This window comes from Streptomyces sp. NPDC048337 (assembly GCF_043201175.1).
Lineage (GTDB): Bacteria > Actinomycetota > Actinomycetes > Streptomycetales > Streptomycetaceae > Streptomyces.
Map to the genome: position 1 here is coordinate 1 of NZ_JBICYR010000008.1, position 26,564 is coordinate 26,564.

23 protein-coding genes, 2 pseudogenes and 1 riboswitch are annotated in these 26,564 nt (G+C 74.0%); of the genes and pseudogenes, 15 read left to right on the forward strand and 10 right to left on the reverse strand.

Features of this window, described 5'->3' with window-relative positions; translation table 11 throughout:
- Nucleotides 1–1,226 precede the first annotated feature (1,226 nt).
- The 4 genes from ACGFYU_RS15455 (at nt 1,227) to ACGFYU_RS15470 (ending at nt 2,222) form a co-directional block, all read left to right on the forward strand.
- Entirely contained in the window at nt 1,227–1,478 is a 252-nt protein-coding gene (locus tag ACGFYU_RS15455; RefSeq protein WP_393828034.1) for a helix-turn-helix domain-containing protein, read from the forward strand.
- On the forward strand, nt 1,475–1,663 hold the full coding sequence (locus tag ACGFYU_RS15460) for a winged helix-turn-helix domain-containing protein (RefSeq protein ID WP_393827784.1): 189 nt from the start codon (nt 1,475–1,477) through the stop codon (nt 1,661–1,663). Before ACGFYU_RS15455 ends, ACGFYU_RS15460 begins: the two co-directional genes overlap by 4 nt.
- Nucleotides 1,664–1,746: 83 nt before the next feature.
- Entirely contained in the window at nt 1,747–1,875 is a 129-nt protein-coding gene (locus ACGFYU_RS15465) for a hypothetical protein (RefSeq protein ID WP_393827785.1), read from the forward strand.
- Nucleotides 1,876–1,943: 68 nt separating this feature from the next.
- Nucleotides 1,944–2,222 (forward strand): transposase, encoded by a 279-nt coding sequence (locus ACGFYU_RS15470; protein WP_393827786.1) that lies wholly within the window; start codon nt 1,944–1,946, stop codon nt 2,220–2,222.
- A 102-nt stretch (nt 2,223–2,324) separates the two neighbouring features.
- Here ACGFYU_RS15470 and ACGFYU_RS15475 read toward each other — a convergent pair.
- Nucleotides 2,325–2,462 (reverse strand): annotated as a pseudogene (locus ACGFYU_RS15475) (site-specific integrase); the annotation flags it as partial.
- Nucleotides 2,463–2,606: 144 nt separating this feature from the next.
- Here ACGFYU_RS15475 and ACGFYU_RS15480 point away from each other — a divergent pair.
- The gene (locus tag ACGFYU_RS15480; protein ID WP_393827787.1) at nt 2,607–2,828 is read left to right on the forward strand and encodes a hypothetical protein; all 222 of its coding nucleotides are present in this window, start codon (nt 2,607–2,609) and stop codon (nt 2,826–2,828) included.
- On the opposite strand, the gene ACGFYU_RS15485 is transcribed toward ACGFYU_RS15480, so the two are convergent.
- The gene (locus tag ACGFYU_RS15485) at nt 2,829–3,302 is read right to left on the reverse strand and encodes a hemerythrin domain-containing protein (protein WP_393827788.1); all 474 of its coding nucleotides are present in this window, start codon (nt 3,300–3,302) and stop codon (nt 2,829–2,831) included.
- Between the two features lie 16 nt (nt 3,303–3,318).
- Nucleotides 3,319–6,954, reverse strand: coding sequence for a cobaltochelatase subunit CobN (gene cobN / locus ACGFYU_RS15490; protein WP_393827789.1), 3,636 nt, complete (start codon nt 6,952–6,954; stop codon nt 3,319–3,321).
- A gap of 32 nt (nt 6,955–6,986) precedes the next feature.
- Nucleotides 6,987–7,145: riboswitch (cobalamin riboswitch) on the reverse strand.
- Between the two features lie 577 nt (nt 7,146–7,722).
- On the opposite strand from cobN, the gene ACGFYU_RS15495 reads away from it, so the two are divergent.
- The 3 genes from ACGFYU_RS15495 to ACGFYU_RS15505 are packed head-to-tail and all read left to right on the forward strand — an operon-like array spanning nt 7,723 to nt 11,059.
- Nucleotides 7,723–8,931 carry a cobalamin biosynthesis protein CobG gene (locus tag ACGFYU_RS15495; RefSeq protein WP_393827790.1) on the forward strand — a complete coding sequence of 403 codons (1,209 nt, stop codon included), beginning with the start codon at nt 7,723–7,725 and terminating at the stop codon, nt 8,929–8,931.
- Nucleotides 8,928–9,575, forward strand: a complete 648-nt coding sequence (locus tag ACGFYU_RS15500) for a precorrin-8X methylmutase (protein WP_393827791.1) — start codon at nt 8,928–8,930, stop codon at nt 9,573–9,575. Before ACGFYU_RS15495 ends, ACGFYU_RS15500 begins: the two co-directional genes overlap by 4 nt.
- Complete coding sequence (locus ACGFYU_RS15505) at nt 9,572–11,059, forward strand: precorrin-2 C(20)-methyltransferase (protein ID WP_393827792.1); 1,488 nt, start codon at nt 9,572–9,574, stop codon at nt 11,057–11,059. Before ACGFYU_RS15500 ends, ACGFYU_RS15505 begins: the two co-directional genes overlap by 4 nt.
- A 67-nt stretch (nt 11,060–11,126) precedes the next feature.
- Here ACGFYU_RS15505 and ACGFYU_RS15510 read toward each other — a convergent pair.
- The 3 genes and pseudogenes from ACGFYU_RS15510 to cbiE form a co-directional block, all read right to left on the reverse strand.
- Nucleotides 11,127–11,813 (reverse strand): annotated as a pseudogene (locus tag ACGFYU_RS15510) (cobalt-precorrin-6A reductase); the annotation flags it as partial.
- A 298-nt stretch (nt 11,814–12,111) separates the two neighbouring features.
- Entirely contained in the window at nt 12,112–12,861 is a 750-nt protein-coding gene (gene cobM / locus ACGFYU_RS15515; RefSeq protein ID WP_393827793.1) for a precorrin-4 C(11)-methyltransferase, read from the reverse strand.
- Nucleotides 12,858–14,150 carry a precorrin-6y C5,15-methyltransferase (decarboxylating) subunit CbiE gene (gene cbiE, locus ACGFYU_RS15520; protein ID WP_393827794.1) on the reverse strand — a complete coding sequence of 431 codons (1,293 nt, stop codon included), beginning with the start codon at nt 14,148–14,150 and terminating at the stop codon, nt 12,858–12,860. Before cbiE ends, cobM begins: the two co-directional genes overlap by 4 nt.
- Nucleotides 14,151–14,333: 183 nt before the next feature.
- Here cbiE and ACGFYU_RS15525 point away from each other — a divergent pair, with 183 nt between their 5' ends.
- A complete protein-coding gene (locus tag ACGFYU_RS15525) occupies nt 14,334–15,263 on the forward strand; it encodes an oxidoreductase (RefSeq protein WP_393827795.1) in 930 nt (309 codons plus the stop codon).
- A gap of 158 nt (nt 15,264–15,421) precedes the next feature.
- Here the strand turns inward: ACGFYU_RS15525 and ACGFYU_RS15530 are convergent, their stop codons facing one another.
- Nucleotides 15,422–16,030, reverse strand: a complete 609-nt coding sequence (locus tag ACGFYU_RS15530; protein ID WP_393827796.1) for a TetR/AcrR family transcriptional regulator — start codon at nt 16,028–16,030, stop codon at nt 15,422–15,424.
- A 113-nt stretch (nt 16,031–16,143) separates the two neighbouring features.
- Complete coding sequence (locus ACGFYU_RS15535; RefSeq protein ID WP_393827797.1) at nt 16,144–17,154, reverse strand: trypsin-like serine peptidase; 1,011 nt, start codon at nt 17,152–17,154, stop codon at nt 16,144–16,146.
- A 285-nt stretch (nt 17,155–17,439) separates the two neighbouring features.
- On the opposite strand from ACGFYU_RS15535, the gene hutH reads away from it, so the two are divergent.
- The 6 genes from hutH (at nt 17,440) to ACGFYU_RS15565 (ending at nt 24,754) form a co-directional block, all read left to right on the forward strand.
- On the forward strand, nt 17,440–18,966 hold the full coding sequence (gene hutH / locus ACGFYU_RS15540; protein ID WP_393827798.1) for a histidine ammonia-lyase: 1,527 nt from the start codon (nt 17,440–17,442) through the stop codon (nt 18,964–18,966).
- The gene (locus ACGFYU_RS15545) at nt 18,963–19,223 is read left to right on the forward strand and encodes an acyl carrier protein (RefSeq protein ID WP_393827799.1); all 261 of its coding nucleotides are present in this window, start codon (nt 18,963–18,965) and stop codon (nt 19,221–19,223) included. The genes hutH and ACGFYU_RS15545 overlap by 4 nt, the downstream gene beginning before the upstream one ends.
- Complete coding sequence (locus ACGFYU_RS15550) at nt 19,220–20,344, forward strand: acyl-CoA synthetase (protein WP_393827800.1); 1,125 nt, start codon at nt 19,220–19,222, stop codon at nt 20,342–20,344. Before ACGFYU_RS15545 ends, ACGFYU_RS15550 begins: the two co-directional genes overlap by 4 nt.
- Entirely contained in the window at nt 20,341–22,767 is a 2,427-nt protein-coding gene (locus ACGFYU_RS15555; protein ID WP_393827801.1) for a beta-ketoacyl synthase N-terminal-like domain-containing protein, read from the forward strand. Before ACGFYU_RS15550 ends, ACGFYU_RS15555 begins: the two co-directional genes overlap by 4 nt.
- A 32-nt stretch (nt 22,768–22,799) precedes the next feature.
- On the forward strand, nt 22,800–24,020 hold the full coding sequence (locus ACGFYU_RS15560) for a cytochrome P450 (RefSeq protein WP_393827802.1): 1,221 nt from the start codon (nt 22,800–22,802) through the stop codon (nt 24,018–24,020).
- 65 nt (nt 24,021–24,085) lie between these two features.
- On the forward strand, nt 24,086–24,754 hold the full coding sequence (locus ACGFYU_RS15565; RefSeq protein ID WP_393827803.1) for an O-methyltransferase: 669 nt from the start codon (nt 24,086–24,088) through the stop codon (nt 24,752–24,754).
- Between the two features lie 29 nt (nt 24,755–24,783).
- Here the strand turns inward: ACGFYU_RS15565 and ACGFYU_RS15570 are convergent, their stop codons facing one another.
- Together ACGFYU_RS15570 and ACGFYU_RS15575 are read right to left on the reverse strand one after the other, a co-directional pair.
- Nucleotides 24,784–25,704 (reverse strand): ion transporter, encoded by a 921-nt coding sequence (locus ACGFYU_RS15570; protein WP_393827804.1) that lies wholly within the window; start codon nt 25,702–25,704, stop codon nt 24,784–24,786.
- Between the two features lie 180 nt (nt 25,705–25,884).
- A complete protein-coding gene (locus tag ACGFYU_RS15575; RefSeq protein ID WP_393827805.1) occupies nt 25,885–26,517 on the reverse strand; it encodes a helix-turn-helix domain-containing protein in 633 nt (210 codons plus the stop codon).
- Between the last annotated feature and the right edge of the window lie 47 nt (nt 26,518–26,564).

The following is a 26,564-nucleotide window of genomic DNA, read 5'->3' on the forward strand; positions in this document are numbered from 1 at the left end:
GCCGACCCGAAGTGCTCGACGGATTCATCGCCGAGACCGAACTCGGGCTGGAGCCCCCGTAGCCCTGTCACCCCACCCTTTCAACCTCAGCGTCAACTACTGCCGTCACCCCACGCAGAAGCCCCGCCAGGAGTCACCTGGCGGGGCTTCTGTTTGCTCGTGTTACGGCATGATCGGCACTCTACTACCGCGTCCAGACGACGCTTTGTGGCAACACGCCGTCCTCCCATAGCCGGTCGAGCCTATCGAAGAGCCTTGGCAGGCTCGTGTCGAACTGTTCCCACGCTGCCGGGTCCAACTCCTGCCATGGATCCGAGATGGTCAGACCGGGTGGAAGAGGACCGGTTGAGCCGGACATCTTGCGGCATGCAGCACACCATGTGTAGCTGATCACAGCGGGACGATTCGCGTGTTGCGTATTTCTGAGGTAGGTGCGGACCGAAACCTCTCCACACGAAGGACAAAGCCACTCTGACTGGTCCCGGAGAAAATTTCGATCTCGTCCGAGAGCCTCGATTTCCGAGGGCGTGAAGTGCGTTACCTGGATCATGAACCCGTCCTTCGCCTGAAAACACCGAGCATAGCTTGCCCGAATGTCTCCGCAGCGGACTCCGTTCCACCCATCGAGCCTGGCCAAGTGGCGTACATCCGGTGATGGTAGATCTCGTGGAAGATCGTGGCCACAGCAGTATCCATATCAGCCAGTCCCATGTTGGAGATCTGGATTACCGGACGTCCTCGCGGTCCCAGATTCGGCCTTCCATTGCCGTCGTGCGGGCTATTCGCGTAAGCAGGCAGGCCATCTCCAGCGGTGCGGATCTCGGGCACGTGCACGATGTCGTACTGGGCAACGCTCATGTCGGCCCTACCCAGTGCCATTTTCACCTGCTTGATGCTAACGGCAGCGCCGTTCTTCCCTCCAGGAGCGCTCTGGGGGTCTACATCGCAGTTGTGAACGAGGACCGGCGTGGCACCTGCGAGCACATAGTACGTGTGCTACGCGGCCCCTTTCTATCTGCGTATTCGCAGATCAGCGGTGGTTTTGGGTCCCGCTGGTGTCCGTGGTTGTGCGGGGAAATCCGTGTGTGTTGCCGCTGACGTTGAAAGGGTGGGGTGACAGCGGGCGATGGCGGTGCTGCATCCTCACCGTGAGGTACGCGGATGGCGGTGGTCTGACCGCCGTGGGGCGGGCGAGGCGTGAAGCGGTGCGCTTCGAGGCCGCGGGGATGTTCGAGCAGGGGGTGCGGCCGCCGGTGGTGGTCCGCAGGTTACGGGTGTCGCGGAAGTCGGCGTACGCCTGGCACGAGGCCTGGCGGGAGGGTGGCACAGCGGCGCTGGCATCCAAGGGTGCGGGCGGCTTTCCCTGTCGGCTCAGCGATGTCGAGGCGGAGCGGCTGAGGCCGAGCTGGAAGCCGGCCCGGCCGCGCACGGCTGGAGCGAGGACCAGAGGTGGACCCTGGTCAGGGTCGCAGAGTTGATCCACCGGCTGTTCGGGTACCGGTACACCCCGCGTGGGGTGTCGTATCTGTTGCACCGGCTGGGCTGGTCGCCGCAGGTCCCTGTGCACCGGGCCGTCGAGCGCGACGAACAGGCGGTGGCCAGGTGGCGGACGGAGCAGTGGTTACGGGTAAGAGGACGGCCCAGCTCCTGGGCGCGTGGATAGCCTTCGAGGACGAGGCCGGCCAGGACCTGAAGCCCGGGAAGGGGCGGAGCTGGTCACGGCGGGGCCGGACTCCAGTGGTCAGGGTGACGGGCAAAGGCTCGGGCCGGGTCCTGATGGCCGGGATGATCTGCATCAAGCCGGGCCGCGAGACCCGTCTGATCTACCGGACACAGACGTACCGAGGCCGAACCGGCGAGAAGAAGGGCTTCTGAGCCCGAGAGTTCGCCGAACTGATCACCGCCACACGCCGTCAGCTCGATGGTGCCCCGCTGATACTGGTGTGGGACAACGCCAGCACCCACCACCCAAGGCCCTACGTGAGTTCTGCGACCGCAACAGCGACTGGCTCACCATCGTCAAGCTCCCGCCCTACGCACCCGACCTCAACCCCGTCGAAGGCGTCTGGGCCCACCTGAAGAAGTCCCTGGCCAACCTCGCGCCCCGCGCGATCGACGACCTCACCCCGCTCGTCAAGCACCGCCTACGCCGCATCCAAAGTCGACCCGAAGTACTCGACGGCTTCATCGCCGAGACCGGGCTCGGGCTGGAGCCCCCGTAACCCTGTCACCCCACCCTTTCAACGTCAGCGGCAACGTCAGCGGACGGCCGGTACGCAAGGCGGGTGGGTCGGCGCTTGCGTCTAGGCAGTGTCTGATGGCTCTTTGATGCCCTCGCGGGTGTTGCTCGGGGCGAGGACGTAGCCGGCGGCTTCCCGGTGTCGGTCCTTGTGCTGGTAGACGGTCCCACCACCGTTGGCGGGCACGCGGCAGGAGGGGCTGGGGTCGCTGGGCGTGGTCATCAGGAGGCCGCCTCGTCGAGCTGAGGCTTCCGTGCTGCGTGGAGTGAGCTCTGCTGGCCTTCGGGGTGTCGGAGTGCGGGATTATTGTCCGATTGGGTTAGGTTTGCTCGCATATGTGGCTCCGATGTTCCTGGAGGGACAGTCATGGCGATCGAACTCGAGAAGGTGCTCGACAAGGCGTGGGCCGACAAGCCGCTTGCGGAGATCCTCGCCGCACCCGTGGCCGCGTTGAAGGGGGTCACCGACAAGGACGGTGAGCTGCTTCATGAGGCGTTCGGGGTTCGGACCGTGGCCGACTTCGGGCAGCTGAAGTTCGCGCGATGGGCGCACGCGCTCGTGGCGCTGAGTCAGACCACCAAGGTGTGATCAGCCGGCGGCGTGCAGTTCGCGGTCCGGGTGGGCTGTGCGCCAGGCCTTGATGGAGAGGTTCCATTCGTCGCCCGTGAGGGCGGTGAGGGAGGCCGGGAAGAGGCCGTCCTCCTCCTTCGCGATGTGGTGGTGGAGTTCGTCCATTGCGGCGCGGAATGCTTCCGCGTCCGCTGGGCTCGAGAGGTCCGCCGTCGTGAGGAAGGCCGCCAGGTCGCGGTGTTCCCTGGTTAGGGCCTCGATGTAGTCCGCGTACTCCGGGTCTGACGACATGACCGCGAAGAGGCCGTCCTCCTCGCCCTTCCAGTGGGCGAGGAGGACGGCCTGCATTGCGGAGACCAGGGCGCGGGCTTTCGGGAGGTCGCCCGCGTCCAGTGCGCGCAGGGCGTCGCCCGCCGCGTTCGTCACCGCCTCGTGTTCGGCGATGAACTCCTTGATGAGGGGGATCTGGCGGCAGCCGCAGTAGTGGCACATCCGGATAGTTTGGCCCCTATTGGTCCGATTGGCCTTCCAGGTTGCCCTCCGTGTCCAGGTAGACCTGGCGGAGGGATTCGAGGATCTGGGGGTCCGGCTTTTCCCACATGCCGCGGGATTCCGCCTCCAGGAGGCGTTCGGCGATGCCGTGCAGGGCCCAGGGGTTGGCTTCCTGGAGGAAAGCGCGGTTCGTTTCGTCCAGGACGTAGGTTTCTGTGAGTTTGTCGTACATCCAGTCCGCTACGACCCCGGTTGTGGCGTCGTAGCCGAAGAGGTAGTCGACCGTCGCGGCGAGTTCGAAGGCGCCCTTGTAGCCGTGGCGGCGCATTGCCTCGATCCACTTGGGGTTGACGACGCGGGCTCGGAAGACGCGCGATGTTTCCTCTACCAGGGTGCGGGTTTTCACCGTTTCCGGGCGGGTGGAGTCGCCGATGTAGGCCTCGGGGGCCGTGCCGCGCAGGGCGCGGACCGTGGCCACCATGCCGCCGTGGTACTGGAAGTAGTCGTCCGAGTCAGCGATGTCGTGCTCGCGGGTGTCCGTGTTCTTTGCCGCGACCGTGATGCGCTTGTACGCCGTTTCCATCTCCTCGCGGGCCGGGCGGCCTTCGAGGCCGCGGCCGTACGCGTAGCCGCCCCAGACCGTGTAGACCTCCGCGAGGTCGGCGTCCGTGCGCCAGTCGCGGGAGTCGATCAGCTGGAGGATGCCGGCCCCGTACGTGCCCGGGCGTGAGCCGAAGATTCGGGTCGTGGCCTTGCGTTCGTCCCCGTGGATGGCCAGGTCCGCCTCCGCGTGGGCGCGGATGTAGTTCTCCGACGCAGGCTCGTCCAGGCTCGCCGCCAGGCGGACCGCGTCGTCGAGGAGGCCGATGACGTGCGGGAACGCGTCGCGGAAGAAGCCCGAGATGCGGAGCGTCACGTCGATGCGGGGGCGGCCCAGTTCCGCGAGGGGGATCGGTTCGAGGCCCGTCACGCGGCGCGAGGCCTCGTCCCAGACCGGGCGGATGCCCAGGAGGGAGAGGGCTTCCGCTACGTCGTCGCCCGCCGTGCGCATCGCGCTCGTGCCCCAGAGGGAGAGGCCGACCGAGGCCGGCCATTCGCCCCCGTGGTCCTCGCGGTAGCGGGTGAGGAGGGAGTCGGCCAGGGCCTGGCCCGTTTCCCATGCCAGGCGGGAGGGGACGGCCTTCGGGTCGACCGAGTAGAAGTTGCGGCCCGTCGGGAGGACGTTGACCAGGCCGCGGAGGGGGGAGCCGGACGGGCCCGCCGGGATGAAGCGGCCGTCGAGGGCGGCGACCACGTGGGCGATCTCGTCCGTGGTGCCGGCCAGGCGGGGGACCACCTCACGCGCCGCGAAGGAGAGGACAGCTGCGACCTCCGGGGAGTGGGCCGCCGCGACTTCCGCCACCGCGGCCGGCTGCCAGTTCGCGTCCTCCATCGCCTGGACCAGGGCGCGCGCCTGCTCCTCGATGGCGTCGGCCGAGGTGCGGGTGGCTGCCGACTCGTCCAGGCCGAGGGCCTCGCGGAGGCCCGGGAGGGCCGTCGTGCCGCCCCAGATCTGGCGGGCCCGGAGGATGGCGAGGACCAGGTTGACGCGGGATTCGCCGGTCGGGGCGCCGCCGAGCACGTGCAGGCCGTCGCGGATCTGGGCGTCCTTGACCTCGCACAGCCAGCCGTCGACGTGGAGCAGGAAGTCGTCGAAGCCGTCATCGTCGGGGCGTTCGGCCAGGCCCAGGTCGTGGTCGAGCTTCGCGGCCTGGATCAGGGTCCAGATCTGGGCGCGGATGGCCGGGAGTTTGGCCGGGTCCATCGCGGAGATCTGGGCGTACTCGTCCAGGTGCTGTTCCAGGCGGGCGATGTCGCCGTAGGACTCGGCCCGGGCCATGGGGGGAACCAGGTGGTCGACCAGGGTGGCGTGCACGCGGCGCTTGGCCTGGGTGCCCTCGCCCGGGTCGTTGACGAGGAAGGGGTAGATGAGGGGGAGGTCGCCGAGTGCGGCGTCCGGGGCGCAGGCCGCGGACAGGCCGGCGTTCTTGCCCGGCAGCCACTCCAGGTTGCCGTGCTTGCCCAGGTGGATCATCGCGTCGGCGCCGAAACCGCCGTCCTCCGCGCGCGCCTGGATCCAGCGGTACGCGGCCAGGTAGTGGTGCGACGGCGGCAGGTCCGGGTCGTGGTAGATCGCGATCGGGTTCTCGCCGAAGCCGCGGGGCGGCTGGATGAGGATGAGGAGGTTCCCGCGGCGCAGGGCCGCCAGGACGATGTCGCCCTCGGGGTTTGATGAGTGGTCCACGAACATGGTGCCCGGGGCTTCGCCCCAGTGTTGCTCCACGCTCTCGCGGAGTTCGGCGGGGAGTTCGGCGAACCAGCGGCGGTAGTCGGCGGCCGGGATGCGGACCGGGTTGCGGGCCAGCTGCTCCTCGGTCAGCCAGTCCTGGTCGTGGCCTCCGGCCTCGATCAGGGCGCGGATCAGCTCGTCGCCGTCGCCTGAGACCAGGCCGGGGATGTCCGTGACGGGGCCGAAGTCGTAGCCCTCGGCGATGAGCGTGCGGAGCAGTTCCACCGCGCTGGCCGGGGTGTCGAGGCCGACCGCATTGCCGATACGGGAGTGCTTGGTGGGGTACGCGGAGAGGACGAGGGCGATTCGCTTGTCGCGGCGTTCGATGTGGCGCAGGCGGGCGTGGCGTACGGCGATACCGGCGACCCGGGCGGCCCGCTCGGGGTCGGCCACGTAGGCGGGCAGGCCGTCCTCGTCGAGCTCCTTGAAGGAGAACGGGACGGTGATCAGACGGCCGTCGAACTCGGGCACGGCGACCTGGGTGGCGGCGTCGAGGGGGGACAGGCCCTCGTCGTTCTCCTCCCAGGTGGAGCGGGAGCCGGTCAGGCAGAGGGCCTGGAGGATCGGCACGCCGAGCGCGGCGAGGGCGCCCGCGTCCCAGGACTCGTCGTCCCCGCCGGCGGAGGCGGTGGCGGGGCGGGTGCCGCCGGCCGCGAGGACGGTGGTGACGACGGCGTCGACCCCGTCGAGGGCGGCGAGCAGCTCCGGCTCCGGGGTGCGGAGGGAGGAGACGTAGAGGGGGAGCGCCTGCGCGCCCTTGGCCTCGATGGCCTCGGACAGGGCGTGCACGAAGGCGGTGTTGCCGCTCATCTGGTGCGCGCGGTAGTAGAGCACGGCGACGGTCGGGCTGCCGTCCGCCGGACGCGTGGTCCGCGCGGTGCGGTCCAGGGGGCCCCAGGTGGGGGCGGCGGCGGGGGGCTCGAAGCCGTGGCCGGTGAGGAGGACCGTGTCCGAGAGGAAGCGGGCCAGCTGGTCGAGGTTGGCGGGGCCGCCGTGCGCGAGGTAGCCGTGCGCCTCGGCGGCGATGCCGATGGGGACCGTGGAGGCCTCCATCAGCTGGGCGTCCGGGGCCTGTTCGCCGGTCAGGACCACGACCGGGCGGGTCTGGCCGGGGGCGAGGAGCAGGTCGAGGCCCTCCTGCCAGGCGCGGAGGCCGCCGAGGAGGCGTACGACGACCAGGTCGACTCCGTCGAGGAGGCCGGGGAGGTCGTCGAGGGGAAGGCGGGAGGGGTTCGCGAACCGGTACGGGACGGGGCCGTCCGCCGTGTTCGCCGCGCGGGCGCTGAGCAGATCGGTGTCGGACGTCGACAGCAGCAGGATCATGCGGCGGCAGGCCTTCCTCGGGGTTTCCGCGCCCCGGGCAGTGAGGACAGCGGGAGTTCCTGACTCACCCTTCGGCCGTTGGCTGCCGGGTTCACAGTGGCGGGACCGCGCCGGAATCGCACCGGGCTTCCTCCCATGTCGCCGTCCTCGGCGACGGCGGGCCGTGTGGTCCGCCGGAAGGTCATCTTAGGGGGCCTTTTCCCTGGCCGGGAGTGGGGGTGGTGGCGTCGGGGCGCTCGCGCTGGCGTGGGCGGGTGGGTTCCGGGTGCCGTTGCGCTCGCGCTGGCGTTGGCGGGTTGATGTCGGGTGCCGTTGCGCTCGCGCTGGCGTTGGCGGGTTGATGTCGGGTGCGGCTCCGTTGCCGGGGCTCTGCCCCGGGCCCCGCGCCTCAAACGCCGGCGGGGCTGGGTGTGGGTGGTGTGGCTGGGTGGGTGCGGCTTACGGATCGGGGCTCTGCCCCGGGCCCCGCGCCTCGAACGCCGGCGGGGCTGGGTGTGGGTGGTGTGGTTGGGTGGGTGCGGGTTGTGGGGCGGGGTTCTTGGGGCGGCCACCGGCCGGGTGGGCCGGGGTCGGGGCCGGGGTGGGGTGTCGTCCGGGGCGGGCTTCGATGTTCGGCGCCTGCTCCGCGTGTGAGGTGTCGGGCGGCGGCGTGCGCCGAATTCATCTCGTTTTAGCCCCGGACGACACCCCACCCCGGCCCCGACCCCGGCGGGCGGGGTGGTGACGGACACAGGTCGGGGGAGGGGAATCGTGGGTATGCTCGCCGCCATGCCCCAGCCCCCTTCCGCCGCATCGCGGGACGAACCCGTCATACGGGAGCGCGGTGACGCCTGCCCCGGAGCGCTGCGTCTGCACGCGGCCGACGACGGGTACCTGGCGCGGGTCCGGATCCCCGGCGGGCTGCTCGACGCCGCGCAGGCGGCCGCGCTCGCCGAGGCCGCCGACCGGTTCGGGGACGGGTATCTGGAGCTCACCTCGCGCGGGAACGTGCAGTTGCGCGGGCTCGCCGATGGTTGTGGCGGCGGGCTGGCCGAACTGCTCGGCGCGGTTGGGCTGCTGCCCTGGCCGAGCCATGAGCGGATTCGGAACATCGTCGCCGGTCCGATGGTCGATCCCGCCTCGGTGCGTGCGCTGGACGCGGCGCTCTGTGCCGAGCCGAAGGCCGCCGCCCTGTCCGGCCGGTTCCTGTTCGCCGTCGACGACGGGCGCGGGGACGTGGCCGCCCTCGACCCCGACGTCACCCTGCTCGCGCAGCCCGGCGGCCGGGTGCTGGTCCGGCTCGGCTCGGCGCCGGACGCCGTCGAGGTGGCCGCCGCCGACGCCGCGCGGGCCGGGCTGGAGGCCGCCCTCCACTTCCTCGACGCCGCGGCCGCCGCCGGGACGCGGGCCTGGCGGGTCGATGAGTTGCCCCATGAACACTCCCTGGAGGGGAGCGAGTTCGCCGATCGGCTCGTGGCGCGCGGCATGCGTGCGCGGTACGTCGCCGACGCGCCCCGCCCGTACGCGGATCCGCCCGCGGCCGGTGTGCACGGGGACGCGCTCTGTGTCCTCATCCCCCTCGGCCGGCTGAGCACCGCCCAGTGGCGGGAACTGCCCGGCGAGCTGCGGATCACGCCCTGGCGCAGCATCCTCGTCACCGACACCACCGCCCGCCCCGCCGGGCTCGTCACCTCGCCCGACAGCCCCTGGGAGTCCGTCACCGCCTGCACCGGCCGCCCCGGCTGCGCCAAGTCCCTCGCCGACGTACGCGCCGACGCCCGGGCCGTCGCCGAGCGGGCGCGGGGGCCGCTGCCGGTGCACTGGTCCGGCTGCGAACGCCGCTGCGGGCATCCGCGCGGCACCGCCTGGGTGGACCTGGTGGCCACGCCCGACGGGTACCGGCTCGGCGCGGACCCGGTGGCACGCCATGAACTCGCCGCGGCCCTCGCCGCCGCCCGCAACCAACCCCCCGTGTCCGAACCCGCAGTGAAGAAATGAGCGAGTACACCGTGTTTGAGTACGAGAAGGACGGCGCCGCGATCTACCGCCAGTCCTTTGCCACGATCCGCGCCGAGGCGGACCTCTCCGGGCTGCCCGCCTCCGTCGCGCACGTCGCGGTGCGCATGATTCACGCCTGCGGGATGACCGACCTGCCCAAGGACCTCGGCTACACCCCGGACGTCGTGCTGCGCGCCCGCGCCGCGCTGCACGCCGGTGCGCCGATCCTGTGCGACGTGCAGATGGTCGCCAGCGGGGTCACCCGCAAGCGGCTGCCCGCCGGCAACGACGTGATCTGTACTCTGTCCGACCCGGCCGTGCCGGAGCTCGCCGCGAAGATGGGCACCACGCGCAGTGCCGCCGCCCTCGAAGTGTGGCGTGACCGGGGCCTGTTGGAGGGCTCGGTGATCGCCGTCGGCAACGCGCCGACCGCGCTCTTCCGGCTGCTGGAGATGATCGAGGAGGGTGCGCCGCGCCCGGCCGCCGTCATCGGCGTCCCCGTCGGCTTCATCGGCGCCGCCGAGTCCAAGGACGCCCTCGCCGAACACCCCTCGGCCCTCGACCACTTGATCGTGCGGGGCCGCCGCGGCGGCAGCGCCATCGCGGCCGCCGCCGTCAACGCGATCGCGAGCGAGGAAGAATGAGCACCGGAAAGCTGTACGGGGTCGGGCTCGGGCCCGGCGACCCCTCCCTGATGACCCTGCGCGCCGTCGAGGTGATCGGAGAGGCGGACGTCGTCGCCTACCACAGCGCCCGCCACGGCCGCTCGATCGCCCGCTCGATCGCCGCGAAGCACCTGCGTGCCGACCACATCGAGGAGCCGCTGGTCTACCCGGTCACCACCGAGACCACCGACCACCCCGGCGGCTACCAGGGCGCGATGGAGGAGTTCTACGAGGCGGCCGCCGCCCGCCTCGCCGCCCACCTGGACGCCGGTCGCACCGTGGCCGTGCTCGCGGAGGGCGATCCGCTCTTCTACAGCTCGTACATGCACATGCACAAGCGGCTCGCGGACCGGTACGAGACCGAGGTCATCCCCGGCGTCACCTCCGTGAGCGCCGCCGCCGCCCGGCTCGGCACCCCGCTCGTGGAGGGCGAGGAGGTCCTGACCATCCTCCCCGGCACCCTGCCCGAGGAGGAGCTCACCGCCCGCCTCGCCGCCACCGACTCGGCGGTCGTGATGAAGCTCGGCCGGACCTTCCCGTCCGTGCGCGGGGCGATGGAGAAGAGCGGGCGGCTCGCCGAGGCCCGCTACGTCGAGCGCGCCACGATGGAGGGGGAGCGGACCGGCCGGCTCGCCGACACCGACCCCGAGTCCGTGCCGTACTTCGCCGTCGCCGTGGTGCCCAGCCGGATCGGCAACCCGGGCAGCGTCCCCTCCGGCCCCGGCGAGGTCGCCGTCGTCGGCACCGGCCCGGCGGGCCCGCTGTGGCTCACCCCGCAGACCCGGCGGGCGCTGGCGGACGCCGAGGTGCTGGTCGGCTACACGACGTACCTGGACCGGGTGCCCGTGAAGCCGGGCCAGATCCGGCACGGTTCCGACAACAAGGTGGAGTCGGAGCGCGCCGAGTTCGCCCTCGACCTGGCCCGCCGCGGACAGCGCGTCGCCGTGGTCTCCGGCGGCGACCCGGGGGTCTTCGCCATGGCCACCGCGGTCCTGGAAGTGGCCGGGCAGGCGGAGTACGAGGACGTGCCCGTACGGGTCCTTCCCGGGGTGACCGCGGCCAACGCGGCAGCCGCCGCGGCCGGCGCCCCGCTCGGCCACGACTACGCCACCATCTCCCTCTCCGACCGGCTCAAGCCGTGGGAGGTCGTAGCGGAGCGGCTGCGGGCGGCCGCCTCGGCGGACCTGGTCCTCGCCCTGTACAACCCCGGTTCGCGCAGCCGTACCTGGCAGGTGGCCCAGGCCCGCGAGCTGCTGCTGGAGGTGCGCTCGCCCGAGACGCCGGTGGTCGTCGCCCGCGACGTGGGCGGCCCGGAGCAGTCGGTGCGGATCCTTTCCCTCGCCGAACTGGAGCCGTCCGAGGTGGACATGCGCACGCTGCTGCTGATCGGCTCCTCGCAGACGCAGGTCACCGAACGGCCCGACGGGTCGCGGATCACGTGGACGCCGCGCCGCTACCCGTGACCGCGACCGGGTGAGGTGAACGACCGGGCCCGGTGCCCCCGAGGGTGGGCGCCGGGGCCCTTTCGCGTTACGAAGTCCCCGCGCTGCCGAGCCAGTTCAGGGCCGCGGCCACCGAGCCCGCCTCCGGTACGCCCGCCGGGACCGCGGGCCGGCGTACGACGAGGACCGGGATGCCGGCCTCGCGGGCCGCGGTGAGCTTGGGGGCGGTGGCCGAGCCGCCACTGTCCTTCGTCACCAGTACGTCGATCCGGTGGCGGGCGAGCAGCGCACGCTCGTCGTCAAGGGTGAACGGGCCCCGGTCCAGCAGGACTTCGAGGTGCGGTGGCACCGGCGCGGCCGGGGGGTCCACCGAACGCACCAGGAACCAGGTGTCGGTGAGGTGCGCGAAGGTGTGCAGGCCCATGCGGCCGGTGGTCAGGAAGGCGCGGGTGCCGAGGCCGGGCAGGAGCGCGGCCGCGTCCGCGAGGGAGTCCGCGAAGGTCCAGTCGTCGCCGGGGCCGGGCGCCCAGCCGGGGCGGCGCAGCGCCAGCAGCGGGACGCCCGAAAGTGCCGCCGCCTCGGCGGCGTTGAAGCTCATGCGCTCCGCGAAGGGGTGGGTGGCGTCGACCAGGTGGGTGACCCGGTGGGCGCCGATCCAGGCCGCGAGGCCGGCCGGGCCGCCGAAGCCGCCGATCCGCGTCTCGCCCGGGGGCAGGACGGGCGCGGCGACCCGCCCGGCGAGCGAGGTCGTCACCCGCGGCGCCCCGGGCGGGCCCGCCGCGCCCGTGCCCGGGCTGGCGCCCGCACTCGGGTGGTCGCCCCCACCCGGGCTGGCGCCCGTACTCGGGAGGTCGCCCGTGCCCGGGCTGGCGCCCGCACTCGGGTGGTCTCCCGTGCCCGGCTGTCCCGTGCCGGGTCGTCCCGTGCCCGGCTCTCCCGCGCCCGGCTGTCCCGTGCCGGGTCGTCCCGGGCCCGGCTGGGCCGGGGCAGCCGGCGGAGCCGTCAGGGCTTCCGCGAGGCGGCGGGCTTCCGTCGTGCCGCCCAGGATCAGGACGTGCCGCGCGGGGGCCGGTTCAGCAGACATGCCGGTCGCGCTCGGGGGAGTACAGGTGGCTGTCGCGGAACTGCTCCGCGCCCAGCGTGCGGCCCACCACGATGACCGCGGTGCGGACCAGGCCGTGTTCCTTCACCTGGCCCGCGATGTCGGCCAGGGTGCCGCGCAGGATCAGTTCGTCGGGGCGGCTGGCCATCGCCACCACGGCCACCGGGCACTCGGCCCCGTAGTGCGGCAGCAGTTCGCCGACGACCCGGTCCACGTACCGGGTGGCCAGGTGCAGCACCAGCAGCGCGCCGCTGCGGCCCAGCGTGGCGAGGTCCTCGCCCGGCGGCATCGGGGTGGCCTGCTGGGCGATCCGGGTCAGGATCACGGTCTGGCCGACGGTGGGGACGGTCAGCTCCCGCTTCAGCGCGGCGGCCGCCGCCGCGAAGGCCGGGACGCCCGGGACGACCTCGTAGGGGATGCCGGCCGCGTCGAGCCGCCGCATCTGCTCCGCGACCGCGCTGAAGATCGACGGGTCGCCGGAGTGCAGCCGCGCCACGTCCTGGCCCGCCGCGTGGGCCCGTACGCACTCGGCGATGATCTCGTCCAGGTTCAGCTGCGAGGTGTCGACCAGCCGGGCGTCCGCCGGGCATTCGGCCAGCAGCTCGCGCGGGACGAGGCTGCCCGCGTAGAGGCAGACCGGGGCGGCGGCCAGGGTCCGGGCACCGCGCACCGTGATGAGGTCGGCGGCGCCAGGGCCCGCGCCGATGAAGTACACGGTCATGTCTGATCCTTCTCGCTCGGCTTGGTTGTCCTGCTCGTCTCGTTCGTCTTGTTCAGCGGCTTCGTCACGGACCACTGGGTGACCGGCATCGCCTGTCGCCAGCCCGTGAATCCGCCGACCGGCACTGCGTGCGCGACCGAGAGCTTGACGAGTTCGCCGCCGTGCCGGCGGTAGCGGTCGGTGAGGACCGCCTCCGACTCCAGGGTGACGGTGTTGACCACCAGCCGGCCGCCGGGGGCCAGGGCCGCCCAGGCCGCGTCGAGCAGTCCCGGCGCGGTCAGTCCGCCGCCGATGAACACCGCGTCGGGGGCGGGCAGTCCGGCGAGGGCCTCCGGGGCCGCGCCGACGACCACGCGCAGGCCCGGCACGCCGAGCGCCGCCGCGTTGCGGGTGATCCGGGCCGCCCGCTCCGGTACGCGCTCCACCGCCACCGCCCGGCACGAGGGGTGCGTCCGCATCCACTCGATGCCGATGGAGCCGGAGCCGCCCCCGATGTCCCACAGCAGCTCGCCGGGGGCCGGGGCCAGCGCGCACAGGGTCGCGGCCCGCACGCGGCGCTTGGTGAGCTGGCCGTCGTGCTCGTACGCGGTGTCGGGCAGGCCGGGGGTCGCGCCGAGCCGGGGGGCCGGGTGCGCGGGGTCCCGGCGGCACTCCACGGCCACCACGTTCAGGGGATCGCCCGGCGGGTGGTCCCAGCCGTCGGCCAGGCCCTCGTACGTGTCCTCGCGCTCGGAGCCGAGCTGCTCCAGCACCCGCATCCGGCTCGGGCCGAAGCCCCGCTCTCGAAGCAGAGCGGCGATCTCGTTCGGGGACGCCGCTCCGGCGCTGAGCACCAGCAGCCGCCGCCCCTCGTACAGGGCGGCCGAGAGGCGGGCCACCGGGCGGCCGACGACCGTGAGCACCTCTGTGTCCTCGACCGGCCAGCCCAGGCGGGCGCAGGCGTAGGAGACGGAGGAGGGGTGTGGGTGCACGCGCAGGGACCGCGGCCCGAGTTCCTCGGCGAGGGCGCGGCCGATCCCGTAGAACATCGGGTCGCCGCTCGCGAGCACCGCGATCCGGCGGCCCGCGTGCTCGGCCATCAGCTTCGGTACGGCCGGCCGCAGCGGGCTCGGCCACGCCACCCGCTCACCGGGGCAGTCGGCGGACGGCAGCAGGTCCAGCTGGCGCGGCCCGCCGATCAGCACCTCGGCGCAGGACAGCGCGGACCGCGCGGCGGCGGTGAGCCCGGCCCAGCCGTCGGCGCCGAGGCCGACGACCGTCACGGGTATGGGGGGCGGTGCGGAGCTCACGGCGCGGTACCTCGGAACGGGAAGGGGGAGCGGAACAGGGGAAGCGGAACAGGAGCAGCGGAACACGGGTGCGGATCCGCAGCCTACTGGCCTGCGCCTTCGGGCACCGCTGCCGACCCCCGCTGCCGAGGCCCGGGCCCTGCGTCTACTCTCGGTAACCCACCGTGTCGCGAGGGAGCTGCCATGCCCGGCTGGAACGCCACGAACATCCCCGACCAGAGGGGCCGGACCGCCGTCGTCACAGGGGCCAACAGCGGGATCGGCTACGTGGCCGCCCGCGAGCTCGCCCGCCGCGGAGCCTCGGTGGTGCTGGCCTGCCGCAGCGCCGCCCGCGGCCGGGCCGCCGCGACCCGGTTGCACGGCGAAGTTCCGGGTGCCGAGGCGGAGTTCGCCGAGCTCGACCTCGCGGACCTGGCCTCCGTACGGGAGTTCGCGAAGGCGTTCGGAGAGCGGCACGCCGCCCTGGACCTGCTCATCAACAACGCGGGCGTGATGGCCCTGCCGTACGGGCGGACGGCCGACGGCTTCGAGACGCAGTTCGGGGTCAACCACCTCGGCCACTTCGCGCTGACCGGACTCCTGCTCCCGCGGCTGCGGGCAGCCGCCTCCGGAGCGCGGATCGTCACCGTCTCCAGCGGCTTCCACGCGCTGGGGAACATAGACCTCGACGACCTGGCCTTCGAGCGCGGCTACCGCCGCTGGATCGCCTACGGCCGCTCCAAGACCGCCAATCTCCTCTTCACGCACGAGCTGTCCCGGCGCTTCACCGCCGCCGGATCCACCCTCGTCGCGGCCGCCGCCCACCCCGGCTACGCCTCCACCAACCTCCACGCCGGCGCGACGGCGGACGGCGGCACGCTCTACGCGCGCGGGGTGGCGCTCGCCAACGACGTCATCGCGCAGCCCGCCACCGGGGGCGCGCTGCCCACCCTGTACGCGGCCACCGCGCCCGGGGTGCGGCAGGACGCGTTCATCGGCCCGCGGTTCGGCTGGCGCGGCGCGCCCGCCCGCTCCTGGCGGGCGAAATGGACCCTCGACGACACCTCCGGCGAACGGCTCTGGTCCGCCTCCGAGAAGCTCACGGGAGTCTCGTACGGGTCCCTGCCGGGCTGATCCGCCGGGGGCGCGGAGCCGCCCCGCGCGTGAGTCCGTCCGCCCCCGGTACGCATCGGGGCGCCCCGGGAGCGGGCGTGACCCGCGGCCCCCGGCCCCGGGACACTCGGCGGCATGGACGACGACGGTAAGGACAACCACCCAGAAGCCCGCTCCGGTCAGCCCTGCTCGTGCTCCGGGCGCAGCGAGCGCCAGATGAGGTCGGGGAGGTGGCGGGCGGCCTCGGCCAGGTCGATCTCGTAGGTGCTGGACAGCCAGCGGCGGGCGGCCTCGGTGAGCGGGCCCATGACCATGACCTCGATCACGGGCGCCGGGAGCGGGGCGATCTCGCCGCGCTCCACGCGCACCCGCAGCCAGTCCATGATGGACGCGAACTTGGCCGCCTTGGCCGCGCCGATCTCCTCGGCGTGGGCCACCAGATAGCCGGAGTAGGCCGAGGCGTGCAGGAAGAGCGCGACGTCGCGGTGGTCCTGGGTGAAGCGGAGGTAGGACGTCACCCAGGACCGGAGGCCGGTGCGCGCCGTGCGGCACCGGTTCAGGGCGGCGACCATGTCGTCGCAGAGCATGTCCATGCACCGGATGTACAGGGCGGCGGCGAGGCCGTCGAAGCTGCCGAAGTGGTGGTAGAGGCTGCCGAGGCTCACCCCGCTGGCCGAGACGACCGCGTTCACGGTGAAACCCGGCTGGCCGGACTCGGCGAACACCCGGAGCGCGGTGGTGAGAAGGAGGTCGACGGTGGCTTCGCCGCGTTGCTGCTTAGGAGACATGGTCCAGTCCCGTGGGTGTCCGTGTGGTGTTGTCCGCTTCTGCGTCGCGGAGAGCCTAGCAATACCCGTAACTAGAGGGTCTTTCTAGAAAACCACTCCACGACCCCCGCGTTCTAGGCACGGTTCGGGGACTTGGTGGCGCGCTCGTACAGGGCGCGGACCCCGTCGTCGAAGTAGCTGCTGTACGAGGTCTCGGCGTCGCCGCCGCCGTCGCGGCCGCCGATCACGCCGATCAGCGTGTGGCCGTCGGTCAGCACCGGGCCGCCGCTGGTGCCGTTGGGGACGTCCGCGCAGTCGATCCGCAGCTGCGTCGGCCCCGCCGCACGGGCGGTGTTCAGGCAGTCCAGCGGCTGCTCCTCGTCGTTCGGATAGCCCACGACACGGGCGGGCAAGGGCAGTTCGGGCCGGAAGGCGATCGTCTGGGCCCCGGTGACGTCCTCCAGTCGCTGACCGGGGTAGCCGGGGCGGCGCAGCCGGATGAAGGCGATGTCGCGGTCGGGGTCCTGCTCTTCGGTCCAGCGCGGGTCCACGTCGATACGGGTGGGCACCCACACCCCGTACGGGGCCACGCCGTCGCGGTAGCCGGGGGCGAAGGCCAGGTTGGTGCGGAAGCCCGCGCCGTACACGCAGTGGGCGGCGGTGGCGATGAGGTCGCCGCCGGGGGAGTGGACCACCACGGCCGAGCAGTGGTGGTCGGGGTCGCCGTCGGCGCCGGGGGAGAAGAGCGCGCCGATCGCGGGCTCGGCGGGCGCGGGCCGGGCCTCCAGGGGGTCGGAGGGCTGCCATCCGGCCGACTTCCAGTTCACGGCCCCGCCGCCGCCGAAGGCCTTGCCGTCCATCGGCGGGTTCGGGTCCTCCCGGACGATCCCGTCCAGGACGGCCGCCGCCGTCTTGTCGGCCCGCTCGGGGTCCTGCTGGTAGGTGCCCAGCGCGGGATCCCCGTCGGCGCGGTGCGCGGCCACGCCCCACAGCTCCCAGACGTACGCGCCGCCCCCGACGAGCAGCGCGCAGAGGCCGAAGAACACGGAGGCCCGCACCACCCGCTCGCGCAGCGACTGCCCCCGCACGGACTGCCCGCGTGTGGCCGGCTCCCGTACGGCCCGCCCGCGCCCCTTGCTGTACATCCGGCACTACTCCCGCCCCGCTGACACCTCCGACTCTCCGTTCGATGGGGGAGCCGCGGCCCGGGTTCCGTCCCCGGAGCGTGTCCATGGTCACAGCGGCCCCGCCGGCGATTGGGGCCATCCGAGCCGGCGGGCACGCCCCGGTCGTGACAGCCCCCGTGTCCACGACGGTGATGGCGGGCGGCGAGGCGGCCCGCCGGGACCGTGCCGTTTCCCGGCGGGCGCCGCGTCGTTGATCAGCCGGGTGCCCCCCGCCCGCCGCCACCAGACCGCAGGGACTGAGCGATGATCCTCGACTCCGCCCGCCGGCCCCCGATCCCGCTCGCCGGCCGACTCACCCCCGGTACGCTCGAACGTGCCGCCCTGCCCGTCGAGTTCGCCCTCGACGACAAGGTGCGGCTGAGGGTCGCCGAGTGCCACGCGTACACCGCCGAGGCGATGGGCGACGGCCGCCAGGTGTACGGCGCCACCACCGGCTTCGGGCCCCTCGTCGCCTTTCCCGGCCGCGCGGACAGCGCCGACCAGTGCGACAACGCCGTCAACCACCTGCTCGCCGGGCAGGGCGAGGACCTCCCGCCCGCCGTGGTCCGCGCCGCGCTCACCGTCCGGCTGTGGTCCCTCTGCCAGGGCCGCTCCGGGGTCTCGCCCCAGGTCGTGGACGCGCTGTGCGCCGCCCTGCGCACCTCCTTCGCCCCCGCCGTCCCCACCTACGGATCGGTCGGCGCCAGCGGCGACCTCATCCCCCTCGCCTACGCCGCCCGCGCCCTGCGGGGCGACGGCCACGCCTACCTCGCCGGAGAGCGGCTCCCCGCCGACGAGGCACTGCGCCGGGCCGGTCTGACCCCGCTGGACCTCGACGGGCGCGACGCGCTCGCCCTGGTCAACGGCACCTCCGTCACCGCCGCCGCGGCCGCCCTGGCCCTCGCCCGCCTGCAGCGCTCGTACGAGGCCGCCCTCACCCTCAGCGCCTGCCTGGCCGATCTGCTCGGGGCCGCCCCCGCCTTCCTCGCCCCCCAACTGCTCCGCGCCTACGGGCATCCCGACGCGGTACGCGCCGCCGCGCGCCTGCGCGCACTCATGGAGGGCACCGTCCCGGCGGCCGACCGCCCCCTCCAGGAGCCGTACTCCATCCGCTGCACCCCCCAACTGCTGGGCGCCGCCGCGGCCTCGCTCGGGCACGCCGACCGGGTCATCGGCGACGACCTCGCCGGGATCAGCGACAACCCGCTCTTCTTCGCCGAGGACGACCTGGTCGCGCACGGCGGCAACTTCTTCGGCCAGCCCGCCGCCTTCGCCGCCGACCTGCTCTCGATCACCGCCACCCAGCTGGGAAACCTCGCGGAACGCCAGCTCGACCTGCTGGTCGACCCCCACCGCAACGGCGGACTCCCGCCCATGCTCGCCGCCGAACCGGGCCGCCAGCACGGCGTGCAGGGGGTCCAGCTCGCCGCGACCGCCACGGTGGCGGCCATGCGGCGCGACGCGGTCCCCGCCTCCGTGCAGAGCCTGCCCACCAACGGCCACAACCAGGACGTCGTCCCCTTCGGCACGCAGGCCGCCCTCACCGCCCTCGCCCAGGCGGAGCGGCTGCGCTGGCTGCACGGCTCGCTGGCCGTCGCGCTGCGCCAGGCCGCGCACCTGTCCGTACGGGGCTCCGGGCGCGGGCCGACCGCCCCGCGCTGCGCGGCCGTGCTGGACCGGCTCGCCGCCGCGATCGCCCCCGTGGACCCGGACCGGCCGCTGGACGCGGACGTGCGGCGGGCCGCCGAGATCCTGGACGAGATCAACGACAGCGAGGAGCAGCAGCGATGACCGAAGCGGTGGGTGCGCACGAGGCGCGGGTGCGGGAGGTCCTGGAAGGGGCCCTCGGCCGCCCGCTGGGCGACTGGCCGGCCGACGCCCCCCTCGCCGGGTTCCCGTCCGCCGCCTACGACAGCCTGATGCAGCTGGAGTTCGCGACCCGGCTGGAGCAGGCCTTCGGCCTGGAGACCGGCTCCCTGGACACCTCCGACGTCACCAGCCTGGAGGCGGCGACGGCCCGCCTGTCCGAGCTGGTCTCCCGCCCGTGACGGCGGGCCACGGCACGACACCGGCCTACGAGGCGCTCCCCTTCGGCGCGTTGTGGGACCGCCCCGGGATCGGGAACCCGGCGCCGGGAGCGGCCGAGACCCCGGCCGGGGCCTGGCACCTGGCGTGGGACGCGCTCGACGCCGCCGAGGCCGCCGATGTGCTGGAGCGGCTCGTCGCGCGGGACTACGCCTTCCACACCTCCGGCTCCACCGGCGAACCCGTCCGGCGGACCCTCTCCGGGGACCGGCTGCGCGCCGACAGCGAGCAACTCGCCCGCCTGCTGCGCCCGTACGGGCCGCAGGCCGTCGTCAGCTTCGCGCCCTCCCGGCACGCCTACGGGGCCTCCGCGACGCTGCTGCTGCCCGCCGTGACCCGGCTGCCCGTCTGGTTCTGGCCCGCCTTCGACTCTCCGCCGCCCCCGGTCACGGCCCGCCGCATCGCCGTCGTCGCCATCCCCTGGACCTTCCGGATCCTGGCCCGCCACCCCCGCTGGCTCGCCGCTTTCGAGCACGTCACTTTCCTGCACAGCTCCGCCGAACTGCCCACGGAAGCCGCGCGGTTGTGCGACGGGCGACGCACCGCCATGGTCGAGGTGCTCGGCTCCACCGAGACCAGCGCCGTCGCCCACCGGACCGGCTGGGACCCGGACGGCCCGTGGACCCTCCTCGACGACGTCTCCTTCGCCGGCCCCCGCGAAGGCCGGGAGATCCCGCTCACCGTGTCCGGACCGCGGCTCTCCGCCCTCCCCGACGGCAGCCACCCCGCCCACCACGAGATGGACGACCTGATCCGGCCGCTCGGCGACCGGCAGTTCCTGCGCCTGGGCCGCCGCGCCCACCTGGTCAAGGTCAACGGCGTCCGGCACGACCTGAACGGCATCGCCGCGCGGCTGCGCGCCCTGCTCCCCGGAGCCGACGTGAGCTGCGTACGCGCCGCCGACCCGCTGCGCGGGGAGACGTACGACGTGCTCGTCGCCGGGGGCGGCCCGCTGACGGCGGACGGCGTACGGTCCCTCGCGCGCGGCATCGGCGCCGCGCCCCGGGAGGTCCGCCTGGTCGACCGGATCCCGCGCGGCCCCCTCGGCAAGCCCCTGGCCACGACCCCGGAGGAGCCCGTATGACCGCTGCCGGACGGCCCGCCGTCGCCGTCACCGCCGTGCACCTGGCCTGCGGGCTCGGCGACACCCCGGAGGCGGTGTGGTCCGCCGTCACCGCCGCCGTGCCCGGGCTCACCGCCCGCGGCCCCCGCCACCACTGCGGGCAACTCGCGCGCGGGGACGGCCCGGAGGAGGCCGTACGGCTCGCCGTGCACCACGCCACCGCCGCCTGGGCCGCCGCCGGGCTGGACCACGCCCGGCCCGCCCCCGCCCCCGAGCGGACCGCCCTCGTCCTCGGTACCACCGACTGGGGCGCCCCCGACTTCGCGCACCACCTCCCCGGCCACCGCGTCCGCGCCCTGGCCCGCCCGCACACCGCCGCCGACGCCATCGCCGCGGCCCTGGGCCTCACCGGCCCCCGGGAGGTGTTCGTCAACGGCTGCGTCGCCTCGGCCAGCGCCCTCGGGCACGCCGCCGAACTGATCCGGACCGGGCACGCGGACGCCGTCCTCGTCGGCGGGGTCAACCTCCTCGACGACTCCGTGCTCGCCGCCTTCGACAGCTGGCGGGCCCTGGACCGCGCGCCCTGCTCCCCGTACGGGCGCAGCGCCGGGACCAGCCTCGGCGAGGGCGTGGCCTTCCTCGTCCTGGAGGCCGCCGGGCGCCCGTGCGCCGACCCCCTGGGCTACCTGCTGGGCCACGCCCTCGCCGGCGACGCCCACCACATCACCGCCCCGCACCCGCAGGGCGAGGGCCTGCGCCGGGCCGTGACGGCGGCCCTCGCCGACGCCGGCCTGGCACCGGGCCTGGTCGGCTACGTCAACGGCCACGGCACCGGCACCCGTGCCAACGACAGCGCCGAACTCCTGGCGCTGGAGGCGGTGTTCGGGGACCGGCGGCCGCCCCTCAGCAGTACCAAGTCCCAGGTCGGGCACACCCTGGGTGCCTCCGGCACGCTGGAGGCGGCGGTCACTCTCCTCGGCCTGCGCCACCGGGCGCTGCCGCCCACCCTCAACTCCCCGGTGGGGCCCGCCGGATGGGACATCGTGGCGGGCGAGGCCCGCCCGGAGCCGAGGCTCCGCTACGCCGTCAGCACCTCGGCGGGCTTCGGCGGCCAGAACGCCGCCCTCGTCTTCGGCTCCGCCCCGCCGAACGCCATGCTCCTCTTCGGTGCCGCCCCCGTGCGCCGCGATGGTGACGAGGTCGTCGCGGAGGTGCCGGTCACCGGGGCCGGGGTGGTCCACCCCGCCGCGATCGGGCGGGCCGGGTTCCTCGCCCACCTGCGCACCGGCGGGGCCGCGCCCCTCGAAGCCGCCCTCGACGAGGCGAGGTTGGCCGAGCTCATCGACCCCGCCGACCTGCCCCGGCTCGACGCCTTCGGGCGGATCGTCCTCGCCGCGGCTCGGCTCGCCGAGTCCGACGCCCTGCTCGGAGCCGAGGCGGGGGGCGCTGTCGGGGCCGCCCGAGCCGGAGGGGCCGCGGGGGTCGCGGGCGCCGCTGGGGCTGCTGTGGCCGCCGGGGTCCCCGGGGCCGCCGGGGCCCGGCCCGAGTCCGAGCGGATCGGGGTCGTGCTCGCCACCGCCTCCGGGCCGGTCGCCACCCACACCGCCATGGCCGAGCTCCACGCCCGGGGCCTCGCGCCGAGCCCGCTGCTCGCCCCGAACGCCGTCGCCGGCGTGCCCGCCGGGTACGCCGCCCTCGCCCTCGGCGCCCGCGGCCCGGCCTGCGTGGTCTCGGCCGGTGACGCCTCCGGGCTCCTCGCGCTCGGCCAGGCCGCCGAGCTGATCCGGGCCGGCCGCGCCGACACCGTGTACGTCATCGCCGCCGACGAGGCCGCCCCCGCCCTGCGCACCGGCTTCGCCCACCACGGGCTGCTCGCCAAGGAGGCCGGCCGCCCCTACGACGTGGACGCCGACGGCGGGGCGCTCACCCCCGCCGGGGTCGCCCTGGTCCTGGAATCGGCCGCCTCGGCGGCCCGGCGCGGGGCCCGGGTCCTCGGCCGGGTCCTCGGCCACGCCGCGGCCGGAGCCCTCGACTCCGATCCCGACCCCGGTGCGGCCCTGGCCCGCTGCCTCGCCGGAGCCGCCCGCCGCTCCGGGCTCGCCACCGGCACCCCGCTCCACCTGTACGGCACCGCCTGGGGCCACCCGCCCGCCGACGCCGCCGAGGCGCGGGCGCTCACCGCCCTGCCCGGACGCCTGGCCAACATCACCGGCACCGCCGGGTACACGCAGGCCGCGGGCGCGCTGCTCTCCGTACTGGCCGCCCTGGAGGCGTGCGCGGACCCGTCGCTCGGGCGGCGCCCGCTCACCGGGACCCGGGATCCGCTCCCGGAGGTGGCCCGCGCCCTCGCCACCGCCTCCCCCGACCGTCCGACGGCCGCGCTGGTCGCCGCCGGCAGCCGGGGCGGCACCCGCGCGGCGGCCGCCGTCCGCGCGACCGACTGACGCGTCCGACCGAGAAAGGCACCGGCCCGCCGATGACCGCCGCCCCCCTGGCCCCGCCCGCCTTCTTCACCCCGGAGTTCTTCCACGACCCGCACCCCTCCTTCGACGCGCTGCGCGACCTGGCACCGGCCACCCGGGTCCTCGGGCCGAGCGGCAACCGGATCTGGGTGATCCCCGGCTACGAGGACGCCCGTACCGCCCTGACCCACCCCGACGTCCGCAAGGACGAATGGCGCCGGCCCGAGCTGCGCGACCGCCACCAGGTGGAACCGGAACTGCGCCGCGAGGTGGACGTCCGGATCCGCCACAACATGATCAACGCGGACCCGCCCGAGCACCAACGCCTGCGCCACCGCACCCAACAGGCCTTGAGCCCCGCCCGCGCCGACGCCCTGCGGCCGCGCCTGGCCCGGCTCGCGGACCTCCACCTCGACGCGCTGGCCGCCGCCGGCCCCGGCCCCGTCGACCTGCGCGGCGCCTTCGGCTACCCCTTCGCGCTCGCCGTCGTCACCGAACTCCTCGGACTGCGCGAGGACGAACAGCGGGACTTCCGCTCCTGGTTCCAGACCCTGATGGTCCACCGCAGCGCCCGGGCCGTCCGCGAGGTCTCCGCGGAGATCGCCGACTACGCCGAGGCCGTCGTGGACCGGCGGCTCGCCCGCCCCACCGGCGACCTGATCTGCGCGCTGGCCGCCGACCGCGACGGACACGCGGCCCTCGACCGGAGCGAACTCGCCTCCACCGTCTTCCTGTTGCTGATCGCGGGCGCCGAAACCGCCAACGCCGTCGCCAACGGCACCCTCGCCCTGCTGCGCCATCCCGAGCAGCTCGCCGCCCTGCGCGCCGACCGCTCCCTGCTGCCGGGCGCCATCGAGGAGACGCTGCGCTACGAGGGCTCCTTCCGCGCGGTCGGCCCCCGCTACACCGACCGACCTGTACGGTTCGGTGAACTCACCGTCCCCGAAGGGGAGTTCCTGCTGATCGCCCTCCAGGCCGCCAACCGGGACCCGCACCGCTTCCGCGACCCGCACCGCTTCGACATCACCCGCGCCGACCGGCAGCACCTCGGCATGGGCTACGGGGCCCACCGCTGCGTGGGTTCGAAGATCGCGTACGCCCAGCTGGAGATCGTCCACGAACGGCTCCTGGACCGCTTCCCCCGCATGCGCCCGGCCGTTGCGGCGGAGGAGATCCGGCGGCAGCCCAGCATGACCATGAACTGGCTGGAGTCCCTCCCGGTGACCCTCTGGTGACCCCCGCGACCCCCCGCCCGCAACGGCCCACCGAAGATCCCGCATCCCACGAAGGGACGTACGACATGAGCAGGAACCCGGACGACGTGAAGACCGTGCCCCTCACCCCCGAGGTCTACGCCTACCTGCTCGCGCAGGCCGAACCGCCGAGCCCCGTCCAGGAACAGCTGATCACCCGCACCCGCGCCCTCGGCGGCCCGGCCGAGATGCAGATCCCGCACGAGCAGGGCGTGTTCCTCACCCTGCTGGCCAAGCTGACCGGCGCCCGGCGGATCGTCGAGGTCGGCACCTTCACCGGCTACTCCACGATCGCGCTGGCCGAGGGGCTGGTGCCCGGCGGCCAGGTCATCACCTGCGACATCTCCGAGGAGTGGACCTCCATCGCGCAGGAGGCCTGGAAGGAGGCCGGGGTCGCCGACCGGATCGACCTGCGGCTCGCCCCCGCGCTGGAGACCCTGGCGGCGCTGCCGCCCGAGCCGGTGATCGACCTGGTCTTCCTGGACGCGGACAAGACCGGCTACCGGGCCTACTGGGACCAGCTGGTGCCGCGGGTCCGGCCCGGCGGGCTGCTCCTCGCCGACAACGTCCTCTACGGGGGCGAGGCGGCCCGCGCCGACGCCGAGGGCAACGGCCTGGCCATCCGCGAGTTCAACGCGCACGTCCGCGCGGACGACCGCGTCGAGTCGGTGCTGCTGCCGATCGCGGACGGCCTCACGCTCGCGCGCAAGCGCTGACGCGGCCAGGCCCGGGCGCGGCCCCCGGCTCAGGCCCCGGAGCGCGAGGCGGCCTCCAGTCGACGGCGCTGGTCCGGGTGGCTGGGGTGCCGGTCTGCGGCCTCCAGGCTCGCCTCGATCTCGTCCAGCGCGCGGCGGGCCGTGGCGATCCGCTCCCGGACGTCCGTCCCGTCCGCGTCGGGGCCCGCGGACGGCGCCGGCACCCGGCCCGCTTCCGCCTCGATCTCGCGCGCCTCGTCGAGCGAGTTGAGGACGACCCCGATGAGGACGTTCACCAGTACGAAGGAGGCGAGCAGCGCGTAGGAGGCGTAGTAGATGATGCTCAGCCGGGAGATCTGCAGGCCCGCGCGGACGGCATCGGTCAGCCCGTCGAGCGTGGTGAGCAGGAACAGGGTCAGCATGGCCCGGCCGACGGAGCCGTAGTGCTGGGGGTCGGAGTCCGCGAAGCAGACCCAGCCGACCATCGCGTACACGTACAGCACCAGCGCGCCGACGAAGAGGAAGCTGGCGGTGCCCGGCAGGCTGCGGCCGACGGCGATCAGCAGGATCCGCAGGTGCGGGAGGAAGCGCGCGGTGCGCAGGACGCGGGCGAGGCGCAGCAGCCGCAGCACGGTGGTGTTCTCGCGGACGAAGGGGACGAAGGCGGAGGCCACGATCGCCAGGTCGAAGAGGTTCCAGGGGTCCCGGAAGAATGCTTTCGGCCGGTCGGCGTACGCGCCCATGCGCAGCAGCATCTCCAGGGAGAACACCACGAGGCAGCAGTTCTCCGCCGCCTGCAGCACCTGCCGGTACTCCTCCGCCAGGCCGCTGTACGTCTCCACCCCCATCAGCCCCGCGTTGAGCAGGATCACGCAGAAGACCACCAACCCGAAGGCGGGCGCCTCCGTGGCCACCCGGCATCGGGCTGCCAGCTTCATGCGGCCGCGGCCGGCCGGCTCCGGGACTGTCATCGCGCTCCTCGTACGGTCGACATCGCGGGGCGCCGCGCCCGGCGGGGCGCGGCGGGTCCCGCCCTTCTAACGCCACACACCCGATCGGGTTTCACCGCCGGACGCACGTCAACGCGCCGGGGCCCACCGGTTGGCCCGGCCGGCCGCAGGGCGGGGCCGCCGCCCGGGTCTGATCCGCCGTCAGGCGAGGGGCTTGGCGCGGACGTGCATGCGCTCGCCCTGCCGGCCGAAGAGGCTGAGGATCTCGACCGGGCGGCCGTCCGCGCTGCCGAACCAGTGGGGGAGCCGGGTGTCCCACTCGGCGGCCTCGCCGGGGCCGAGGACCAGGTCGTGCTCGGCGAGGACGAGCCGCAGCCGGCCGTCCAGGACGTACAGCCACTCGTAGCCCTCGTGCGTGCGCAGATCCGGCTCGCTGCCCCGGTCCGGGATGATCATCTTGTACGCCTGGAGGGGGCCCGGGCCGCGGGTCAGGGCCACGGAGGTGCCGCCGTTCGGCAGGGAGCGGGGGGTCAGCCGTACCCGGGGATCGCCCACCTCGGGGGCGCCGACCAGGTCGTCCAGGGGCACGCGGTAGGCGGCGGCGAGCGGCAGCAGCAGCTCCAGGCTGGGGCGGCGCTGGCCGGACTCCAGCCGGGACAGGGTGCTCTTGGAGATGCCGGTCGCCTCGGAGAGCGCGGCCAGGGTGAGACCGCGCCGGTCGCGCAGCCGCCGGAGCCGGGGGGCGACCTCGTCGAGGACCGCCCGGTGGGGCGGTGGTGCGTCCGGAGCCGGGTCCTGCGGGGTGCCCTGTGCCGGGTCGTGCCGTGTGTCCATGCGGGCATTCCACCCCGCCGTCCCGGAAACGGCAACAAGAATTGCCG